Raw genomic sequence first — 15,495 nt, 5'->3', positions numbered from 1 at the left:
GACGGGCCGATCAGCGCGCGATAACGGAAAGCCAGAGACGGCTTCGCCGGCCCGGGAGGTACGGCGAGTCGAGCCGCTTGGCGACGATCCCGTCCAGGCCCTGGGCGCGGGCCGTCTCCAGCGCGAACTCGCCGCCGCCGGGGAAGTAGGGCGGCGTCTGCCAGTGGTCGCCGGCGATCGACAGGCCCTCCAGCAGTTCGCGACGTTCCGCGTACCGCACGAGCTCGAGCGTGCTGTGCCCGTCGAGCCACAGAAGGTCGTACACCAATAAATGCACCGGCGTTCGCTCCGCCGCCCGCCTCGCCGCCGCCGAGTCCTTCGGCGCTTTGCGCCGGGCCAGCAGGTCGGGGGAGGGGCGCGGGCCGTCGAACGCCACGATCTCGCCGTCGAGGACGGCCTCGACCGGCGCCAGCGCCGGGCCGAGACCCCTGATCTCCGGATACCAGCTGGTCACGTCGGTGTCGGCCATCAGCCGTACGCGTCCCCCGGAGACGTACACCTGGACGCGCCGGCCGCCCCACGCGAGTTCGTAGCCCCAGTCGGCGTCGTCGGACGGCAGCGTGGCCGCCGGAACCGGCAGCATCGGCGCCACCTCGTCCGGCATGGACTCCCAGCCGGGCTCGGGCGGGTCCATCCGGCGGACCATCCAGTCGTTGCCGCCGGTCTGGAAGAAGACGTACCGCCCGTTCGTGCGGTCGCCGTGAAAGGTCACACCTATCTCGTCGTCGCGCCACTTGTCGGCCTCGTACGTGCCTTGGTCGAAGATGGTCATCCGGCCGCCGCCGTACTCGCCGGCCGGGATCTCGCCGGAGAAGGCCAGGTATTCCAGCGGGTGGTCCTCGGTGTGCTTGGCCAGGTTGTTGCGGGCCTGCTCCTTGGGCAGGCCACGGGGTACGGCGAAGGAGACCAGCACGCCGTCGCGCTCGAGCCGGACGTCCCAATGCAGACTGCGCGCGTGATGCTGCTGGATGACGAAGCGGTTCGCGTCCTTCGTGCTCCGTCCGGCCTGCCGCGGGATGGGCTCCGGCGTGCGCCGGGCGTCCCGCTTGTTCCGGTACTCCGCCAGGCGATCCGTCATGCCCTTATTTTTTCCCGCGGTGACCGAAAATACACCGATGTCATTTGTCATACGCCTGTGCCAGGGTTGGCGGCATGGCGAGCCTGACCAACAATTCGGACGCGTCGATGATCGCGGGTTTCCCCCATCCGTGGCGCGGGGTAGTGTCTTGGCTCCAACGCGTGTCCGACCGGTGGGAGGCAGTGCTGCGATGACGTTGCGCATCCTCGTGGTGGGCGCCGGAATCGCCGGGCTCGCCGCCGCTCGGGCCCTGCGGCTGGCCGGCTTCCGGCCGGACGTGGTGGAGGAACTGCCGGCGACCATGCTGCCCGGCGCCGGCATCTATCTTCCCGGCAACGCCTCGCGTGCCCTGCGCCAGCTGGGGCTGGACGCGCCGCTGAGGCCGCTGGGCGATCTGATCTTCCGGCAGGTCTTCCTCGACGCCCGCGGCCGCGAGCTGTTCGAGATGGACGTGGCCGGGCTCTGGGCCGGCGTGGGCGAGTCGCGGGCGCTGTCGCGGGCCGACCTCCAGCAGGTGCTGCTCACCGGCGTCGGCGGCGAGGTGCGGTACGACACGGCCGTGCGCGACCTGGAGATCTTCGACGGGACCGCCAAGGTCGAGTTCGGAGACGGCAGCGTCGCGGAGTACGACCTGGTCGTCGGGGCCGACGGCCGGCGCTCGACGATCCGGGCCAAGGCCGGGCTGGGCGCCGCGGCCGACCCCACCGGGCAGATCGTCTACCGCTCGGTGGTCACCGGCGGCCCGCCGCTGAGCGACTGGACCGCCCTGCTCGGGCGCCGGTCCTCGTTCGTCGCCATGCCGATGGGCGGCCGCAAGATCTACTGCTACGCCGACGAGACCGCGCCCGACTCGCCCAACCCGGAGGACCCCAAGGCCCACCTGCGGGAGCTGTTCGGCACGTTCGGCGGCCCGGTGCCGGCCATTCTCGACGCCATCGAAAAGATCCAGGTCGCCCGCACCGACGAGGTTGTTCTGCCAAGCTGGTCACGTGGCCCTGTCCTGCTCGTCGGTGACGCGGCGCACGCCACCGCCCCGACGCTCGCTCAGGGCGCGGCCATGTCGTTCGAGGACGCGGTCGTGCTCGGCGAGGAGCTTCGCGCTTCCTCCGGTGACGTCGCGACCGCCCTCACGGCGTACGAAAATCGACGCCGTCCCCGGTGTGAGTCGGTGCGTGACCGCACCCGCGAGCGCGACCGGACCCGCGATGTCCCGCCCGCGCTGCGTGATCCGATGCTGCGCAGGCGCGGCCTGCGGATCTTCACCGACCACTACCGCCCGCTGGTATCGCCCGCCTGATCTAGAAGACCTCTTTGGTCACCCCGCGCCCGCGGGAGGTCAGTGGGGGACTATTCTGCCTGCGAGGTACGCCTTTCACTATGGGCGCACTGAGTGGGACGTACGAGACAACGGAGGCTATTCGTGACGACCGTTGCGCCTAAGCCGATCGTGACCCGGCCATACCCGGTCCGGCGGCAGGTCAAGGGTTCGGCATTCGCCCGGATCCTGCGCACGACGGATGCGAAGCAGATCGGGATCATGTACATGATCACGGCCTTCGTGTTCTACATGCTCGGCGGCCTGATGGCGCTGCTGATGCGTACCGAGCTGGCTCGCCCGGGCATGCAGTTGCTCTCGCCCGAGCAGTACAACCAGCTGTTCACGATGCACGGCACGATCATGCTGCTGTTCTTCGCGACGCCGATCGTGTTCGCGTTCGCCAACTTCGTGGTGCCGATCCAGATCGGTGCGCCCGATGTGGCCTTCCCGCGTCTGAACGCGTTCGCCTACTGGCTCTACCTGTTCGGCGGCACCATCACGATCAGCGGGTTCATCACACCGGGAGGCGCGGCCGACTTCGGCTGGTTCGCCTACACGCCGCTGAGCGACTCGCTGCACTCGCCGGGCATCGGCGGCAACATGTGGGTGGTCGGCCTGGCCCTGTCCGGCCTGGGCACCATCCTCGGTGGTGTCAACCTGATCACCACGATCCTGACCCTGCGCGCGCCCGGCATGACCATGTTCCGCATGCCGATCATGACGTGGAACATCCTGGTCACCAGCCTGCTGGTCATCATGGTCTTCCCGTTCCTGGCCGCCGCGCTGTTCGCGCTGGCCGCCGACCGTGTCCTCGGTGCGCACGTCTTCGACGTGCAGACCGGCGGGCCCATGCTCTGGCAGCACCTGTTCTGGTTCTTCGGCCACCCCGAGGTGTACATCGTGGCGCTGCCGTTCTTCGGCATCATCACCGAGGTCATCCCGGTCTTCAGCCGCAAGCCGGTCTTCGGCTACAAGGGCCTGGTGGCGGCGACGCTGCTGATCGCGGCGCTGTCGATGTCGGTGTGGGCGCACCACATGTTCGTCACCGGTCAGGTTCTGCTGCCGTTCTTCAGCTTCCTGAGCTTCCTCATCGCCGTACCGACCGGCATGAAGTTCTTCGTGTGGATCGGCACGATGTGGCGGGGCCAGATCAGCTTCGAGACGCCGATGATGTTCGCGATCGGCTTCCTGGTGACGTTCCTCTTCGGTGGTCTGTCCGGCGTGCTGCTGGCCTCCCCGCCGATCGACTTCCACGTCTCCGACTCGTACTTCGTGATCGCGCACTTCCACTACGTGCTCTTCGGCACGATCGTGTTCGCGGTGTTCTCCGGCATCTACTTCTGGTTCCCGAAGATGTTCGGGCGGATGCTGGACGACCGCCTCGGCAAGGTCCACTTCTGGCTGACCTTCCTGGGCTTCCACGGCACCTTCCTGGTCCAGCACTGGCTGGGCACCGAGGGCATGCCGCGGCGGTACGCGGACTACCTGCCGTCGGACGGGTTCACCTTCCTGAACACGTTCTCGACCATCGGGTCGTTCGTGCTGGGTCTGTCCACGCTGCCGTTCATCTACAACTGCTGGAAGTCCTACAAGGTCGGCCAGCTGGTCACCGTGGACGACCCGTGGGGTCACGGCAACTCGCTGGAGTGGGCCACCTCGTCGCCGCCGCCGCTGCGGAACTTCGACCGCATGCCGCGGATCCGCTCCGAGCGTCCGGCCTTCGACGCGAAGTTCCCGGAACTGGCCGCCGGCGAGCAGTCGATCGCCGGTCCGCCCGAGGGTGGGGCCCGTCCGCTGACCAAGGAGTCAGACGGGGGAGCCACCTACAACGAGGACACAGACAACAAGAAGCACTGATTGAAGAAGCCCGCCCGTGGAGGCGGGCTTTTTCATGCCCAGGCGTAGACACTGTCTACGCCGTTCTGGTAGACAGTGTCTATGGATTTGCGGGCGCGGCTCGTCGAGGTCGGTGGTGAGCTGCTGGACAGCGAGGGCCTGGGCGCCCTGTCGCTGCGCGAGATCGCCCGCCGGGCCGGGGTGTCGCACGGCGCGCCCCGCCGGCACTTCCCGACCCACCTCGAGCTGCTGTCGGCGATCGCCCGCGAGGGCTTCACCGACCTGGCCGCGCGGGCCGAGGCCGCCCTGGCCACCGGCCCGGCCGTCCCGCGCGCCCGCCTCGGCGTGCTGGCCCGCGTCTACCTCGACTTCGCCGTCGAGCGGCGCGGCCGCTACGAGCTGATGTTCCGCCACGACATCCTCGAGAGCGGCCACCTGCGCTTACGGGAAAAGAGCCTGCCACTCTTCCGACTGCTCACCGATCTCGTCGCCCAGGCCGCGCCCCCGTCGTCGTCGTCACCGGAGATCGTGGCGGGGGCGCTGTGGGCCAGCCTGCACGGCCTCGCCGAGCTGTGGAACTGGGGAAGCCTCACGCTGGCCACCGGCGCGACCGATCCCGGGGCGCTGCTCGAGGCCGCTCTCACCGCCCACCTCGGCCCGGCTCCGGAGGCGACGACATGAACGGTGCCCCACCCCTCTACGCACTGGCCCACCGCGCGCTCGGCGGATATCTCCGGGCGACCTGGCGCCCCACGGTCGGCGGGCTCGACCATCTCCCCGCGACCGGCGGCGCGATCCTGGCCCCCAACCACCTTTCGATCGGCGACCAGGTGTTCCTGGGGGTGCTCACGCCCCGGCACATCGCCTTCTGGGCCAAAGCCGAGTACTTCCGGGGCAGCGGCCCCCGCGGCGGCCTGACCCGCCGAGTGGTCACCGGCATGGGCGCGATCCCGGTGGAGCGCGGCGGCGGGCGCGCGGTGCTGACCGCCTTCGACGGCGCCATCCCCGTACTGAAGGAAGGTGGCCTGGTGGCGATCTTCCCGGAGGGGACCCGCTCCCCGGACGGCCGCCTCTACCGCGGCCGCACCGGCGCGGTCCGCCTGGCCCAGCAGGCCGGCGTACCGATCATCCCGGTCGGCATCCGCGGCACCGGCCACCTACGGCCACCGGGCCGCCGCCTCCCTCGCCGCCACCCGGTCAGCGTCACGTTCGGCCCACCGATCCCGGTACTCGCCGAAACCCCCACCGACATCCGCCGCCTCACCGACACCCTGATGGCCGCCATCCAGTCCCTGACCGGCCAGGAGTACGTCCCCCGCTACGCCCGCCCGAACTGACCATCAGCGGCGCCCCAAGCTACTCCGCCTTCCACCCACCCCCTCTTCGCGCTGTCCCGCGCGTGCGGGTGTGAGGGACGATGGCACGGTGATCGTTGACTACGACCCGGGGTGGCCGGGGCAGGCGGCGGCCGCGATCGCGGAGCTGCGGCCGGTGCTGGCTGGGGTGGTCACCGAGATCGAGCACATCGGGTCGACTTCCGTACCCGGGATGGCGGCCAAGCCGACCATCGACCAGCTCACCGATCGGGCGCGGGCGGAGGCCGGTCTGGCGCCGGTGCCGGTGTGGGAGAAGGGGGCATGAGCTACCTGCCGGATCTTTCCGCGCTCCTGGTGGAGGGGGCTTCTTTCCGGGGCGGCGGTTCGGCGTACGTCATGGGAACCCAGACCTTGGAAAACGTCGTCCTTCCGAGCGGCCGGGTCGTCGGGTGCGACCCTCTGCTCGGCGTGGAGGTTGCCGAGCCGTTCACCATCGGGGTCACGCCCGGGATCTATGCGTTGCGGGCATGGGTGGCGATGATCAGGCCGGAGCGAGGGCTTCCCCAGACGCGTACGGCGGCGCTGGAGCTCGTGATCGACGACCGGCCGGCGGTCCGGTGGGAGATGGCGCTGATCCCCGGCCAGGACACGGCGGACCTGCCGGACGACGGTTTCTTCGGCTATAAGGTCGAGGCGGGCGCCGGCGCGCTGGCCGACGAGGTGGCGGTGCGGGCGCTGCGCGACTGGACGTACGACGACTACGAGCGGGTCTTCATCGCCGACGAGCTTCCGCCGCCGCCGAGCGCGCTGGGCGGCGTCACCGACAAGCCCACCGGAGCCAACGTCATCTCGGTCAGCACCGGCTGGGGCGACGGCGTCTATCCGACCTACGTGGGCCTCGCCGCCGGCGGCGAGATCACCAGTTTCGTCACCGACTTCCTGGTCCTGCCCACCGACTGATCCCTAGGTGGCGGCCAGGCGTCGGATGGTGGCGCTGAGGGCTCGGGTGTCGACGTCCCGCCCGGTGATCAGAGCCTGCAGCATGACCCCGTCGACCAGGGCGATCAGGTCACTGGCGGCGGCCCCGCCCAGATGGGGCTCAAGGATCTCCCGCAGCCCGTTCAGCCAGGCCAGAGCGAGCGGCCGCAGCGCGGCATCGCGGCCCGCGGCCACGTACAGCTCGCACTCGATCTGGGCCCGCTGACGATCGGCGAGATAGTCGGCGATGAGTTCGGCCAGCGCGTTCGGCAGGTCCTCGGCCCCGCGCAGGCGCGCGCCCCACAGGTCGAGATCGCGCTGCAGGTCAGCGGCGGCTTTCTGAAGCCCGGCCGCGATCAGATCGTCCAAGGTCGGGAAGTAGTAGGTGGTCGACCCGAGCGGAAGCCCGGCCCGCGCGGCCACGGCGCGGTGAGTGGTCCGCCCGATCCCCACCTCGGCGATGACCTCCAGGGCTGCCGTCGCGAGCGTGCGCCGACGAGCTTCGGGATCCCGGGCCCGCTGCGTTCGCCGCCGAGCCCCGGCCGGGCTCGAGTTCGCGCCGTTGGCTGGCGGGGCGGTCAATGGGCACCGCTCAGGTTGACGATGACGACGCCGGCGATGATCAGGCTCACGCCGATCACTTTGGGCACTGTCAGGGGCTCGCCGAGGAACGCCGCGCCGATGGCGACGATGGCGGCTGTGCCGACGGCTGACCAGACGGCGTAGACGATGCCCACCGGCAGGTCGCGGACGGTCAGGGCGAGCATCAGGAACGAGAACGCGTAGCCGGACAGGCAGGCCAGCGTCGGCCAGAGCCGGGTGAAGCCGTCGGTCGTCTTGAGCATGCTGGTCGCGGCGACCTCGGAGGAGATGGCGAGCAGCAGGAAGAGGTACGGCACGACGACACTCCCGACTTGTACGTATGTACAACTCAGGACCGTATAAGAAAATCTCTCACGCGTCTTTGGTGACTCACGCCACTACAGCCTCGCCGGCTACGCCGCCGATCGCGCCGAAGGGCGTCCGGCGGGCAGCGGGCGGCGGGCAGCGGGCGGCGGGCGGCGTCGGACGGGGCGGCAGCGGGCAGCGGGCAGCGGGCGGCGACGGACGGGGCGGCGCGGCATGGCGCGGCGGCGGGCGGGACGGCGGGCGGCACGGTGCGGTGCGGCGGCGGCGGCACGGCACCGCACCGTGCGGCGGGCGGCGCGGCAGCGGGTGGCGGGCGGCGGGCGGCACGGCACGGTGCGGTGGGCGGCACGGCACGGTGCGGTGCGGTGCGGGCGGCGCGGCATGGTGCGGGGCGGCGCGGCACGGCGGCGGCGGACGGGCGGCGCGGCACGGCGGCGGGCGGGACGGTGGGCGGCGCGGCGGCACGGCGAGGCGGCGGGCCGCGCGGCGGCGCGGCACGGCGCGGTGAGGGTGAACGGCCAGGGATGCGGCGACGGCGCTTGGTGGGGTCGGCAGGCGGGGCGAGGGAGGGTGATCAGGGGCGGGTGGAGGGGGTGCGGAGGTCGTCGGCCGGGCCGGCGTAGCCCGAGGCGAGGGTGTCGGGGAGGTCGCCGAGGGCCGGATCGGCTGCGGGAGGGGTGGGGGTGTCCTGCTGGGGGATGGTGGCGGTCGAAGAGGGCGTGCGGCGGTGGCGGAGCTCGGCCGGGAGGACCAGGAGGGCGATCAGGACGCCCAGGCCGCCGACGGCGACGAAGCCCCACGGTGGGGAGAGAGTGTCGGCGGCCAGGCCGGCCAACGGGCCGCCGCAGGCTACGCCGACCGTGAGGGCTGAGTTGTGCAAACCCATGGCCTCGCCTCGGGCGGCGGCGGGGGTCATGCGGCTCACCGCGTCGGCGCTGGAGGTGATCAGAGGAGCGCACAGGGCGCCGGCCGGCAGCAGGAGCAGGGCCAGCAGCCACCAGTGGGAGGAGCCCAGGCTGACCACCGCCGTGGCCACCGCCATCGGGGTCAGCAGGGCGATCGGGGGCAGGCCACGGCGGATCGTGCCGTAGGCGAAACCGCCCAGCAGGGAGAAGAACGCCCACAGCGTCATCACCAGGCCGGCGTAGCCCAGTTCGCCGTTCTCGCGCAGGACGGCCACCACCGCCACGTCGGTGCCGGCCAGCACCAGGGTGGCGGCCGAGGTGATGGCCAGGATGGCGACGAAGCGCGGGGTCAGCCAGCTGCGGCGGGGTACCCGCGCGCCGGAGCCGATCGACGCCTCGTGTGCGGCCCGGACCGGTGGGTTGAGCAGCCACAGGCCGACGCCGGAGACCAGGATGCCGGCGCCGATGGCCAGCATCGCCCAGCGGGCGCCGGCGCTCGTGGCGATCAGCACGCCCAGGGCGGGGCCGGTCATGAAGCTCAGCTCGGTGGTGATCGAGTCGAGGGCGAAGGCCGGCAACCGCTGGGACTCCGGTGTCATCGCCGCGATCGCCTGGCGGGCCACCGAGAACGCCGGCAGCGCCAGGAAGCCGCCGATCACCGCGATGACCAGCAGCACCGGGAACGGCACGGCCTGGGCCAGCGTCCAGAACAGGACCTCGGCGACAGTGGTCAGCACCAGGACCAGCCGCAGGCCGCGCCGGTCGATGAGCCGGCCCATCACCGGGGCGCCGACCGAGCCGCCGATCGTGAAGGCGGCGCCGATCAGGCCGGCCGCGCCGTAGCCCCGCCCCAGGTCGTTGACCACGTGCAGGGTGAGGGTGACGGCGCCGGCGGCGATGGGAATGCGCGCGAGGGTCGCCACCGCCAGCAACGACTTGATGCCGGGCAGGGCGAGCGTCTCGCGGTAAGGCTTGAGCAGCATGTGGGTCCTGACCTCCGGGACACATACTGCCCCGGGGGTACGACAATCACGCCGAGACGACCGGTGTGCCCGTCGTCTCAATCCGCGCCGAACGCATCTCTTCCAGGGCCGACGCCGTGGTGCCCTCGGCGACGCCGGCGGTCAGTTCGAGTAGCACAGTCGTGTCGAAGCCCTCCGCCTTGGCGTCGAGCGCGGTCGCCCGTACGCAATGGTCGGTGGCGATGCCGACGAGCTCGACCTCGGTGACGCCGCGTGAGCGCAGCCAGTCGGCCAGGGTCTCCCCGGTCTCGGTGTGCCCCTCGAAGCCGGAGTACGCCGCCTTGTGTTCGCCCTTGTGGAAGACCGCCTCGATGCGGTCGGTGCTCAGTTCCGGGTGGAACTCGGCGCCGTCCGAGCCGACCACGCAGTGTGCCGGCCAGGTGTCGTGGTAGTCGGGGTGGTCGCTGAAATGGTTGCCGGGGTCGATGTGCCAGTCCTTGGTGGCGACCACGTGGTCCCACCGGGCGCCCGCCTTGCGCAGCACCAGCGAGATGCCCTTGGCCACGGCGGCGCCGCCGCCGACGGCGAGCGAGCCGCCCTCGCAGAAATCGTTCTGGACGTCGACGATGATCAGCGCGCGTGTCACGGGACCCCCACGATGGTGACCGGAATGGCCGGGTCGCCGGCCGACAGCTTCAGACCCTCCCACGGTATCGAGATCAGGCACTGCCGCAGATGTTCACGGGATTCCCGCAACGCCGGCTGCTCGACGATCTCGCCGGCGGCGACGATCGGGCGCTGGAGAAGCCGGTCGTTCGGGGCATGATCGGGCACACCCTGGGACACGATGATCTCTTCGGTGGCCGTGCCGGTGGGCTTGTGCCGCCGGACCGCGGTCTTGCGGCCGCCGACGGTCGCCTTGTTCTCCGAGCGCTTGACCACCGGGCGGCCCTCGACCTCGACCAGCTTGTAGACCAGGCCCGCGGTCGGCGCGCCGGAGCCGGTGACCACCGCCGTGCCGGCGCCGTACATGTCGACCGGCTCGGCGGCCAGGGCGGCGATCGCGTACTCGTCCATGTCGCCCGAGACGACGATCTTGGTCTCGGTGGCGCCCAGCGAGTCGAGGAGCTCGCGGGAGTGCTGCGCGAGCACCGACAGGTCGCCCGAGTCGATCCGGACCGCCCGCAGGTCGGGGCCGGCCACCGCGATCGCGTTGCGGATGCCCTGGGCGATGTCGTACGTGTCGACCAGCAGCGTGGTGTTCTTGCCGAGGGCGGCAACCTGTGAGGCGAACGCCGCCGGCTCGTCGTCGTGCAGCAGGGTGAACGCGTGGGCCGAGGTGCCGGTGGTCGGGATGCCGTACCGGGCGCCGGCCGCGAGGTTGGACGTCGAGGCGAAACCGGCCAGGTAGGCCGCGCGGGCCGCCGCCACGGCGCTGTCCTCGTGCGTACGCCGGGAACCCATCTCGATGATCGGCCGGCCGCGGGCCGCCGTGACCATGCGGGCGGCCGCCGAGGCGATGGCCGAGTCGTGGTTGAGCACCGACAGGATGAGAGTCTCGAGGACCACGCACTCGGCGAACGTGCCGGAGACGGTCATGATCGGCGAGCCGGGGAAGAAGAGCTCGCCCTCCGCGTACCCGTCGATGTCGCCGCTGAAGCGGTAGCTCCGCAGCCACTCGGCCGTGGTCTCGTCGACGATGCCCGCCTCGCGCAGGAAGCCGACCTCGGCCTCGCTGAAGCGGAAGTCGCGGATCAGCTCGACCAGGCGGCCGGTGCCGGCGACCACGCCGTACCGCCGCCCGCCCGGCAGTCGCCGCGCGAAGACCTCGAAGACGCACGGCCGGTCGGCGGTGCCGTCCTTGAGCGCGGCGCTGACCATGGTCAGCTCGTACTGATCGGTGAGCAGCGCGGGGGCGAAGGAGTTCACACACCCACCCTATTGCGCCGGACGGCCCCTTACGAACTGCCCGCTGACCTGCGGTTCGGCGTTCCGGTTCACCGATGCGGCAAAACCGGTGGCAACATGGGGGGCATGGCGTTGCCTCAGGTTGCTCCCGTCGAGACGCCGGAGATCCAAGAAGCACCGGAAGACGACCGGCCGTGGGTGACCATCGTCTGGGACGATCCGGTCAACCTCATGTCGTACGTGACCTGGGTTTTTCAGAAGCTCTTCGGTTACAGCAAGGAAAAGGCCGAAGCTCTGATGCTTGACGTGCACACGAAAGGCAAGGCGGTGGTGAGCATCGGTGCGCGCGAGCGCATGGAGATGGACGCCAACCAGTTGCACGGTTACGGCCTCTGGGCCACGGTCGACCGGTCCTGAACACCGCGGGAGAGGGCAGATGTTCCGACGCAACGGCAGCCAGTGTGTGGCCACGTTCGCGGTCGACGAGGTGCGCGTCTTGCGCAAGGTCGCCGGTGAGGTGGTCGGTCTGCTGACCGACGGCATGGATCACGGCGACCCCGTGGTCTCGCGCCTGTTCCCCGATATCTATCCGGACCGTCCGGACGATTCGGCCGAGTTCCGCCTCTACACCGAGGGCGAACTCAAAACCGGCAAGATCGATCAGGCCGGCGCGATTCTCGCGGCTCTGCCCGACGAGGGCGAGGGAGAGGTACGCCTCGACGGTGAGGCCGCCGAGGCCTGGCTGCGCGCCATCAACGACGCGCGGCTGGCCATGGGGACCCGGCTCGACATCAGGGCCGACACCGATCTGAGCGAGGAGCTGGAAACGGCCGTCGTCCGCGACCCCGGCTCCAGCCGTGTCTTCCAGCTCAGCGTGTACGCGTACCTGGGCTACCTCCAGGAGTCGCTGCTGAACGCGCTGCCGGAGATAGAGTGAGCCCCGCCACGCTCGGGGCGGCGAAATCTCACGGTAATGTGAACGACGTGCTGACCATCGACAGCGCGATCGTCGACGCGATCGTCGCCCATGCCCGCCGGGACCACCCGGACGAGGCCTGCGGCGTGGTCGCCGGTCCGATCGGCAGCGACCGGCCGGCGCGGCTCATCCCGATGGACAACGCGGCCCGCTCGATGACGTTCTACGAGTTCGACTCCATGGAGCAGCTGCGCGTCTGGCGCGAGATGGACGACAACGACGAGGAGCCGGTGGTCATCTACCACTCGCACACGGCGACCGAGGCCTATCCGTCGCGGACGGACATCTCCTTCGCCGGCGAGCCCGGTGCGCATTATCTTCTCGTCTCCACCCGCGAGCCGGACTCGGAGGAGATCCGGTCGTTCCGCATAGTGGACGGCGTGGTGACCGAGGAAGAGATCAACATCGTGGATGCGACGGTAGACGCGTGATGGCGAGCGCTGTGCAGTCGTACATGTTCGGGCAGAGCCCGGTGTCGGTCTTCTACGAGTGTCGCTGACGACATTCGTACGTGAAGACCCTGCCCTCAGTTCGTTCTTCCTTTTGGAGCATTCACCGTCATGGCTATCGAAGTCCGCGTTCCGACCATCCTGCGCAGCTACACCGGTGGCGCCAAGACCGTCGAGGGTGCCGGCTCGACCCTCACCGAGCTGATCGACGACCTGGACGCCAAGCACAACGGCCTCAAGGGCCGCCTGATCACCGGCGAGGGCAACCTGCACCGGTTCGTCAACATCTACGTCAACGACGAGGACGTCCGCTTCCTGGGCGCGCTCGACGCCAAGCTCAGCGACGGTGACTCGATCACCATCCTGCCGGCCGTGGCCGGTGGCGCCCTGGGCTTCGCCGCGGCCGCCGCGCTGCTCGGAAGGTAGTCGTCATGGCTCGCTATGAGAGCCTCCTCGACGCGCTCGGGGGCACGCCGCTGGTCGGCCTGCCCCGCCTGTCACCGGCGGTGCCCGAGGGGGCGCCGCCGGTGCGGCTTTGGGCCAAGCTCGAGGACCACAACCCGACCGGCAGCATCAAGGACCGCCCGGCGCTGTACATGGTGCGCGATGCCGAGGAGTCCGGCCACCTGCGCCCGGGCGACACGATCCTCGAGCCGACCAGCGGCAACACCGGCATCGCGCTGGCCATGGTGGCCAAGCTCCGGGGCTACCGGCTGGTCTGCGTGATGCCCGAGAACGTGTCGGCCGAGCGGGTCCAGCTGCTGCGGATGTACGGCGCGGAGATCATCTTCTCGCCGGCCGCCGGCGGCTCGAACCAGGCCGTGGCCACGGCCAAGCAGATCGCGGCCGAGCACCCGGACTGGAAGATGCTGTTCCAGTACGGCAACCCGGCCAACGCCCGCGCCCACTACGAGACCACCGGTCCCGAGCTGCTGCAGGACCTGCCCACGATCACCCACTTCGTGGCCGGGCTGGGCACCACGGGCACGCTGATGGGCACCGGCCGGTTCCTCAAGGAGAAGGTCGAGGGCATCCAGATCGTCGCGGCCGAGCCGCGCTACGGCGAGCTGGTGTACGGCCTGCGCAACATCGACGAGGGCTACGTGCCGGAGCTGTACGACGCGTCGGTGCTCGACCGCCGCTTCTCGGTCGGCACCCGCGACGCCGTGCTGCGTACCCGTCAGCTCGTCGAGGTCGAGGGCATCTTCGCCGGCTTCTCCAGCGGCGCCATCCTGCACGCGGCGCTGGCGGTGGCCCACGACGCGGTCAAGAACGGCAAGCGGGCCGACGTCGCCTTCGTGATCTGCGACGGCGGCTGGAAATATCTGTCGACCGGCGCCTACGGCGGCACGCTGAACGACGCCGAAGAAGCCCTCGACGGGCAGCTCTGGGCCTAATACAGCGCGGCGATCAGCACGTCGATCGCGAGTGGTCCCGTGGCGCCCAGAAGAAGCAGCCATGGGAGGACCGGGCGGTGGATCGAAAGGAACGAGCCCACCGCCAGTCCGACGCTGATCAGTCCGAAAAGGGTCAGCACCGGCACGTACCAGAAATCGGCACCGCCCAGCACCGTGACGAATGCGCGCACGCCGACTCCGATGCCCGCCAGGCCGAGTGCCGTCGCGTACAGGGACAGAATCAGCAATCGCGCGGTGCCCGGCGCGGGATCATCCGGCGCCGGAAAACGAAAGAGTGTTTCGTTGTCCCCGAATCCGGTCGGAGCCGGTGTAATCTCCCAGCCACCGAACGGCATGATCTCCGCCGCCTCGGTCTGCGTGGGGCGGCTCCTCTCGGCCGTGGTCACGTGTTGCCTCCGCCTGTTCCGTCCGTTGAAGTCGTCACTTCGTGCAACGCGAACGACTCACCGGACGTAACGGGAATGGCGTTAATGGCCGAGGTCACGGGCGGTGTGATGTACGTTGTCGATTTAGCGACAAATCGATCAGACGTTTACATGGTGCGCAGCTCCCGGCGTACGCTTCGCTCCGTGATTGACTGGTCTGACGACTCCAGCACGGACCGGTCGGGCGGGGCGTGTAAGACCCAGTGTGAGCCAGAGGGACCCGCATGCGACTGACCGTTCTCGGCTGTGCCGGCAGTTTTCCCGGCCCCGAGTCGGCTTGTTCCGCCTACCTCGTCGAGGCTGAGGGCTTCCGGCTGCTGATCGATTTCGGCTCGGGTTCGCTCTCCGCTCTTCAGCGCTACTCGGACATGAACAAGATCGACGCCATCGTCCTGACACATCTGCACTGCGATCACGTCCTGGACGCCTGTACGTACATCGTGGTGCGCCGCTACGACCCGTCCGGGGCGCTGCCGCCGGTGCCGGTCTACGCCCCGCTCGGCGCGGCCGAGCGGATCTCCTCGGCGTACAGCCAGGAGAACGAGGCGATCGACGACGTGTACACGTTCTACGGTCTGCAGCCCGGCACTTTCCCGATCGGCCCGTTCTCGGTCACTGTCGACCGGGTCAACCATCCGGTGGAGACGTACGGGGTGCGCATCGAGCACGGAGGGCGCGTGCTCGCCTACTCTTCGGACACGGCGCCGTGCGAACCGCTGCTGCGACTCGCCGCCGGCGCAGATCTTTTTCTGTGTGAGGCTTCTTACGCCGACGGGGTCGACAACCCTCCCGGCCTGCACCTGACCGGCCGCGAGGCGGGTGAGGCGGCGACCAAGGCGGACGTCGGCCGGCTGTTGCTGACCCATCTGGTGCCCGCATGGGTCTCGGAGGCATCTATTGTGGATGCCGCCGTGGCCGCATTTGCGGGACCGGTTGAGGTCGTGCGCCCAGGTGCCCGTTACGATCTCTGAGCCGGGGGACTGAAGCACCAGCGGATCGTGATCTTGGAGTTGTTGC

General features: G+C 70.0%; 18 protein-coding genes and 1 pseudogene. 12 read left to right on the top strand and 7 right to left on the bottom strand.

Features of this window, described 5'->3' with window-relative positions; translation table 11 throughout:
* Positions 1-10: 10 nt before the first annotated feature.
* The gene (locus ACGFJ7_RS08660) at positions 11-1,078 is read right to left on the bottom strand and encodes a DNA polymerase ligase N-terminal domain-containing protein (RefSeq protein WP_392641616.1); all 1,068 of its coding nucleotides are present in this window, start codon (positions 1,076-1,078) and stop codon (positions 11-13) included.
* Between the two features lie 190 nt (positions 1,079-1,268).
* Here ACGFJ7_RS08660 and ACGFJ7_RS08655 point away from each other — a divergent pair, with 190 nt between their 5' ends.
* The 6 genes from ACGFJ7_RS08655 to ACGFJ7_RS08630 all read left to right on the top strand — a co-directional run bounded on the left by ACGFJ7_RS08655 (position 1,269) and on the right by ACGFJ7_RS08630 (position 6,508).
* A complete protein-coding gene (locus ACGFJ7_RS08655) occupies positions 1,269-2,375 on the top strand; it encodes an FAD-dependent monooxygenase (RefSeq protein WP_360244558.1) in 1,107 nt (368 codons plus the stop codon).
* Between the two features lie 123 nt (positions 2,376-2,498).
* Entirely contained in the window at positions 2,499-4,253 is a 1,755-nt protein-coding gene (gene ctaD, locus ACGFJ7_RS08650; protein WP_360244555.1) for a cytochrome c oxidase subunit I, read from the top strand.
* Positions 4,254-4,334: 81 nt separating this feature from the next.
* Positions 4,335-4,913 (top strand): TetR/AcrR family transcriptional regulator, encoded by a 579-nt coding sequence (locus ACGFJ7_RS08645; RefSeq protein WP_392641614.1) that lies wholly within the window; start codon positions 4,335-4,337, stop codon positions 4,911-4,913.
* Positions 4,910-5,569, top strand: a complete 660-nt coding sequence (locus ACGFJ7_RS08640; RefSeq protein WP_392641612.1) for a lysophospholipid acyltransferase family protein — start codon at positions 4,910-4,912, stop codon at positions 5,567-5,569. Before ACGFJ7_RS08645 ends, ACGFJ7_RS08640 begins: the two co-directional genes overlap by 4 nt.
* Before the next feature lie 88 nt (positions 5,570-5,657).
* Entirely contained in the window at positions 5,658-5,873 is a 216-nt protein-coding gene (locus tag ACGFJ7_RS08635; RefSeq protein WP_392641610.1) for a GrpB family protein, read from the top strand.
* Complete coding sequence (locus ACGFJ7_RS08630; RefSeq protein WP_392641608.1) at positions 5,870-6,508, top strand: DUF4241 domain-containing protein; 639 nt, start codon at positions 5,870-5,872, stop codon at positions 6,506-6,508. The genes ACGFJ7_RS08635 and ACGFJ7_RS08630 overlap by 4 nt, the downstream gene beginning before the upstream one ends.
* Positions 6,509-6,511: 3 nt before the next feature.
* Here ACGFJ7_RS08630 and ACGFJ7_RS08625 read toward each other — a convergent pair whose 3' ends face one another.
* The 5 genes from ACGFJ7_RS08625 to ACGFJ7_RS08605 form a co-directional block, all read right to left on the bottom strand.
* The gene (locus tag ACGFJ7_RS08625) at positions 6,512-7,108 is read right to left on the bottom strand and encodes a TetR family transcriptional regulator (protein WP_360244540.1); all 597 of its coding nucleotides are present in this window, start codon (positions 7,106-7,108) and stop codon (positions 6,512-6,514) included.
* On the bottom strand, positions 7,105-7,425 hold the full coding sequence (locus ACGFJ7_RS08620; RefSeq protein WP_360244537.1) for a multidrug efflux SMR transporter: 321 nt from the start codon (positions 7,423-7,425) through the stop codon (positions 7,105-7,107). Before ACGFJ7_RS08620 ends, ACGFJ7_RS08625 begins: the two co-directional genes overlap by 4 nt.
* A 584-nt stretch (positions 7,426-8,009) precedes the next feature.
* Positions 8,010-9,323 carry an MFS transporter gene (locus tag ACGFJ7_RS08615; protein ID WP_360244534.1) on the bottom strand — a complete coding sequence of 438 codons (1,314 nt, stop codon included), beginning with the start codon at positions 9,321-9,323 and terminating at the stop codon, positions 8,010-8,012.
* Between the two features lie 46 nt (positions 9,324-9,369).
* Positions 9,370-9,948 carry a nicotinamidase gene (locus ACGFJ7_RS08610; RefSeq protein ID WP_360244531.1) on the bottom strand — a complete coding sequence of 193 codons (579 nt, stop codon included), beginning with the start codon at positions 9,946-9,948 and terminating at the stop codon, positions 9,370-9,372.
* Positions 9,945-11,231 (bottom strand): nicotinate phosphoribosyltransferase, encoded by a 1,287-nt coding sequence (locus ACGFJ7_RS08605; protein ID WP_360244528.1) that lies wholly within the window; start codon positions 11,229-11,231, stop codon positions 9,945-9,947. Before ACGFJ7_RS08605 ends, ACGFJ7_RS08610 begins: the two co-directional genes overlap by 4 nt.
* 105 nt (positions 11,232-11,336) lie before the next feature.
* On the opposite strand from ACGFJ7_RS08605, the gene clpS reads away from it, so the two are divergent.
* From clpS to ACGFJ7_RS08580, 5 genes and pseudogenes are all read left to right on the top strand, one after another.
* Positions 11,337-11,627, top strand: coding sequence for an ATP-dependent Clp protease adapter ClpS (gene clpS, locus ACGFJ7_RS08600; RefSeq protein WP_097319498.1), 291 nt, complete (start codon positions 11,337-11,339; stop codon positions 11,625-11,627).
* A gap of 19 nt (positions 11,628-11,646) precedes the next feature.
* Complete coding sequence (locus ACGFJ7_RS08595; RefSeq protein WP_360244525.1) at positions 11,647-12,147, top strand: DUF2017 domain-containing protein; 501 nt, start codon at positions 11,647-11,649, stop codon at positions 12,145-12,147.
* Positions 12,148-12,194: 47 nt separating this feature from the next.
* Positions 12,195-12,685, top strand: a pseudogene (locus ACGFJ7_RS08590) (Mov34/MPN/PAD-1 family protein).
* Positions 12,686-12,746: 61 nt separating this feature from the next.
* Entirely contained in the window at positions 12,747-13,061 is a 315-nt protein-coding gene (locus ACGFJ7_RS08585; protein ID WP_360244522.1) for a MoaD family protein, read from the top strand.
* A 5-nt stretch (positions 13,062-13,066) separates the two neighbouring features.
* Positions 13,067-14,032 carry a cysteine synthase gene (locus ACGFJ7_RS08580; protein ID WP_360244519.1) on the top strand — a complete coding sequence of 322 codons (966 nt, stop codon included), beginning with the start codon at positions 13,067-13,069 and terminating at the stop codon, positions 14,030-14,032.
* Here the strand turns inward: ACGFJ7_RS08580 and ACGFJ7_RS08575 are convergent.
* The gene (locus ACGFJ7_RS08575) at positions 14,029-14,439 is read right to left on the bottom strand and encodes a hypothetical protein (RefSeq protein ID WP_392641603.1); all 411 of its coding nucleotides are present in this window, start codon (positions 14,437-14,439) and stop codon (positions 14,029-14,031) included. The genes ACGFJ7_RS08580 and ACGFJ7_RS08575 overlap by 4 nt on opposite strands.
* A gap of 263 nt (positions 14,440-14,702) precedes the next feature.
* Between ACGFJ7_RS08575 and ACGFJ7_RS08570 the strand changes: the two genes are divergently transcribed.
* Complete coding sequence (locus ACGFJ7_RS08570; RefSeq protein WP_360244513.1) at positions 14,703-15,449, top strand: MBL fold metallo-hydrolase; 747 nt, start codon at positions 14,703-14,705, stop codon at positions 15,447-15,449.
* Positions 15,450-15,495 lie beyond the last annotated feature (46 nt).

Origin of the sequence: Actinoplanes sp. NPDC048988 (assembly GCF_043197815.1) — a bacterium.
Classification (GTDB): Bacteria; Actinomycetota; Actinomycetes; order Mycobacteriales; family Micromonosporaceae; genus Actinoplanes.
Note: the sequence above shows the minus strand (reverse complement) of the source record. Positions and strands in the feature narration are given on the sequence as shown.

What these genes read in the sequence shown, in the direction of transcription:
- ACGFJ7_RS08580 (WP_360244519.1), top strand. Translation starts at nt 13,067, where the DNA reads ATGGCTCGCTATGAGAGCCTCCTCGACGCGCTCGGGGGCACGCCGCTG.
- ACGFJ7_RS08585 (WP_360244522.1), top strand. Translation starts at nt 12,747, where the DNA reads ATGGCTATCGAAGTCCGCGTTCCGACCATCCTGCGCAGCTACACCGGT.
- ACGFJ7_RS08630 (WP_392641608.1), top strand. Translation starts at nt 5,870, where the DNA reads ATGAGCTACCTGCCGGATCTTTCCGCGCTCCTGGTGGAGGGGGCTTCT.
- ACGFJ7_RS08645 (WP_392641614.1), top strand. Translation starts at nt 4,335, where the DNA reads ATGGATTTGCGGGCGCGGCTCGTCGAGGTCGGTGGTGAGCTGCTGGAC.
- ACGFJ7_RS08655 (WP_360244558.1), top strand. Translation starts at nt 1,269, where the DNA reads ATGACGTTGCGCATCCTCGTGGTGGGCGCCGGAATCGCCGGGCTCGCC.
- ACGFJ7_RS08570 (WP_360244513.1), top strand. Translation starts at nt 14,703, where the DNA reads ATGCGACTGACCGTTCTCGGCTGTGCCGGCAGTTTTCCCGGCCCCGAG.
- ACGFJ7_RS08660 (WP_392641616.1), bottom strand. Translation starts at nt 1,078, where the DNA reads ATGACGGATCGCCTGGCGGAGTACCGGAACAAGCGGGACGCCCGGCGC.
- ACGFJ7_RS08615 (WP_360244534.1), bottom strand. Translation starts at nt 9,323, where the DNA reads ATGCTGCTCAAGCCTTACCGCGAGACGCTCGCCCTGCCCGGCATCAAG.
- clpS (WP_097319498.1), top strand. Translation starts at nt 11,337, where the DNA reads ATGGCGTTGCCTCAGGTTGCTCCCGTCGAGACGCCGGAGATCCAAGAA.
- ACGFJ7_RS08640 (WP_392641612.1), top strand. Translation starts at nt 4,910, where the DNA reads ATGAACGGTGCCCCACCCCTCTACGCACTGGCCCACCGCGCGCTCGGC.
- ACGFJ7_RS08595 (WP_360244525.1), top strand. Translation starts at nt 11,647, where the DNA reads ATGTTCCGACGCAACGGCAGCCAGTGTGTGGCCACGTTCGCGGTCGAC.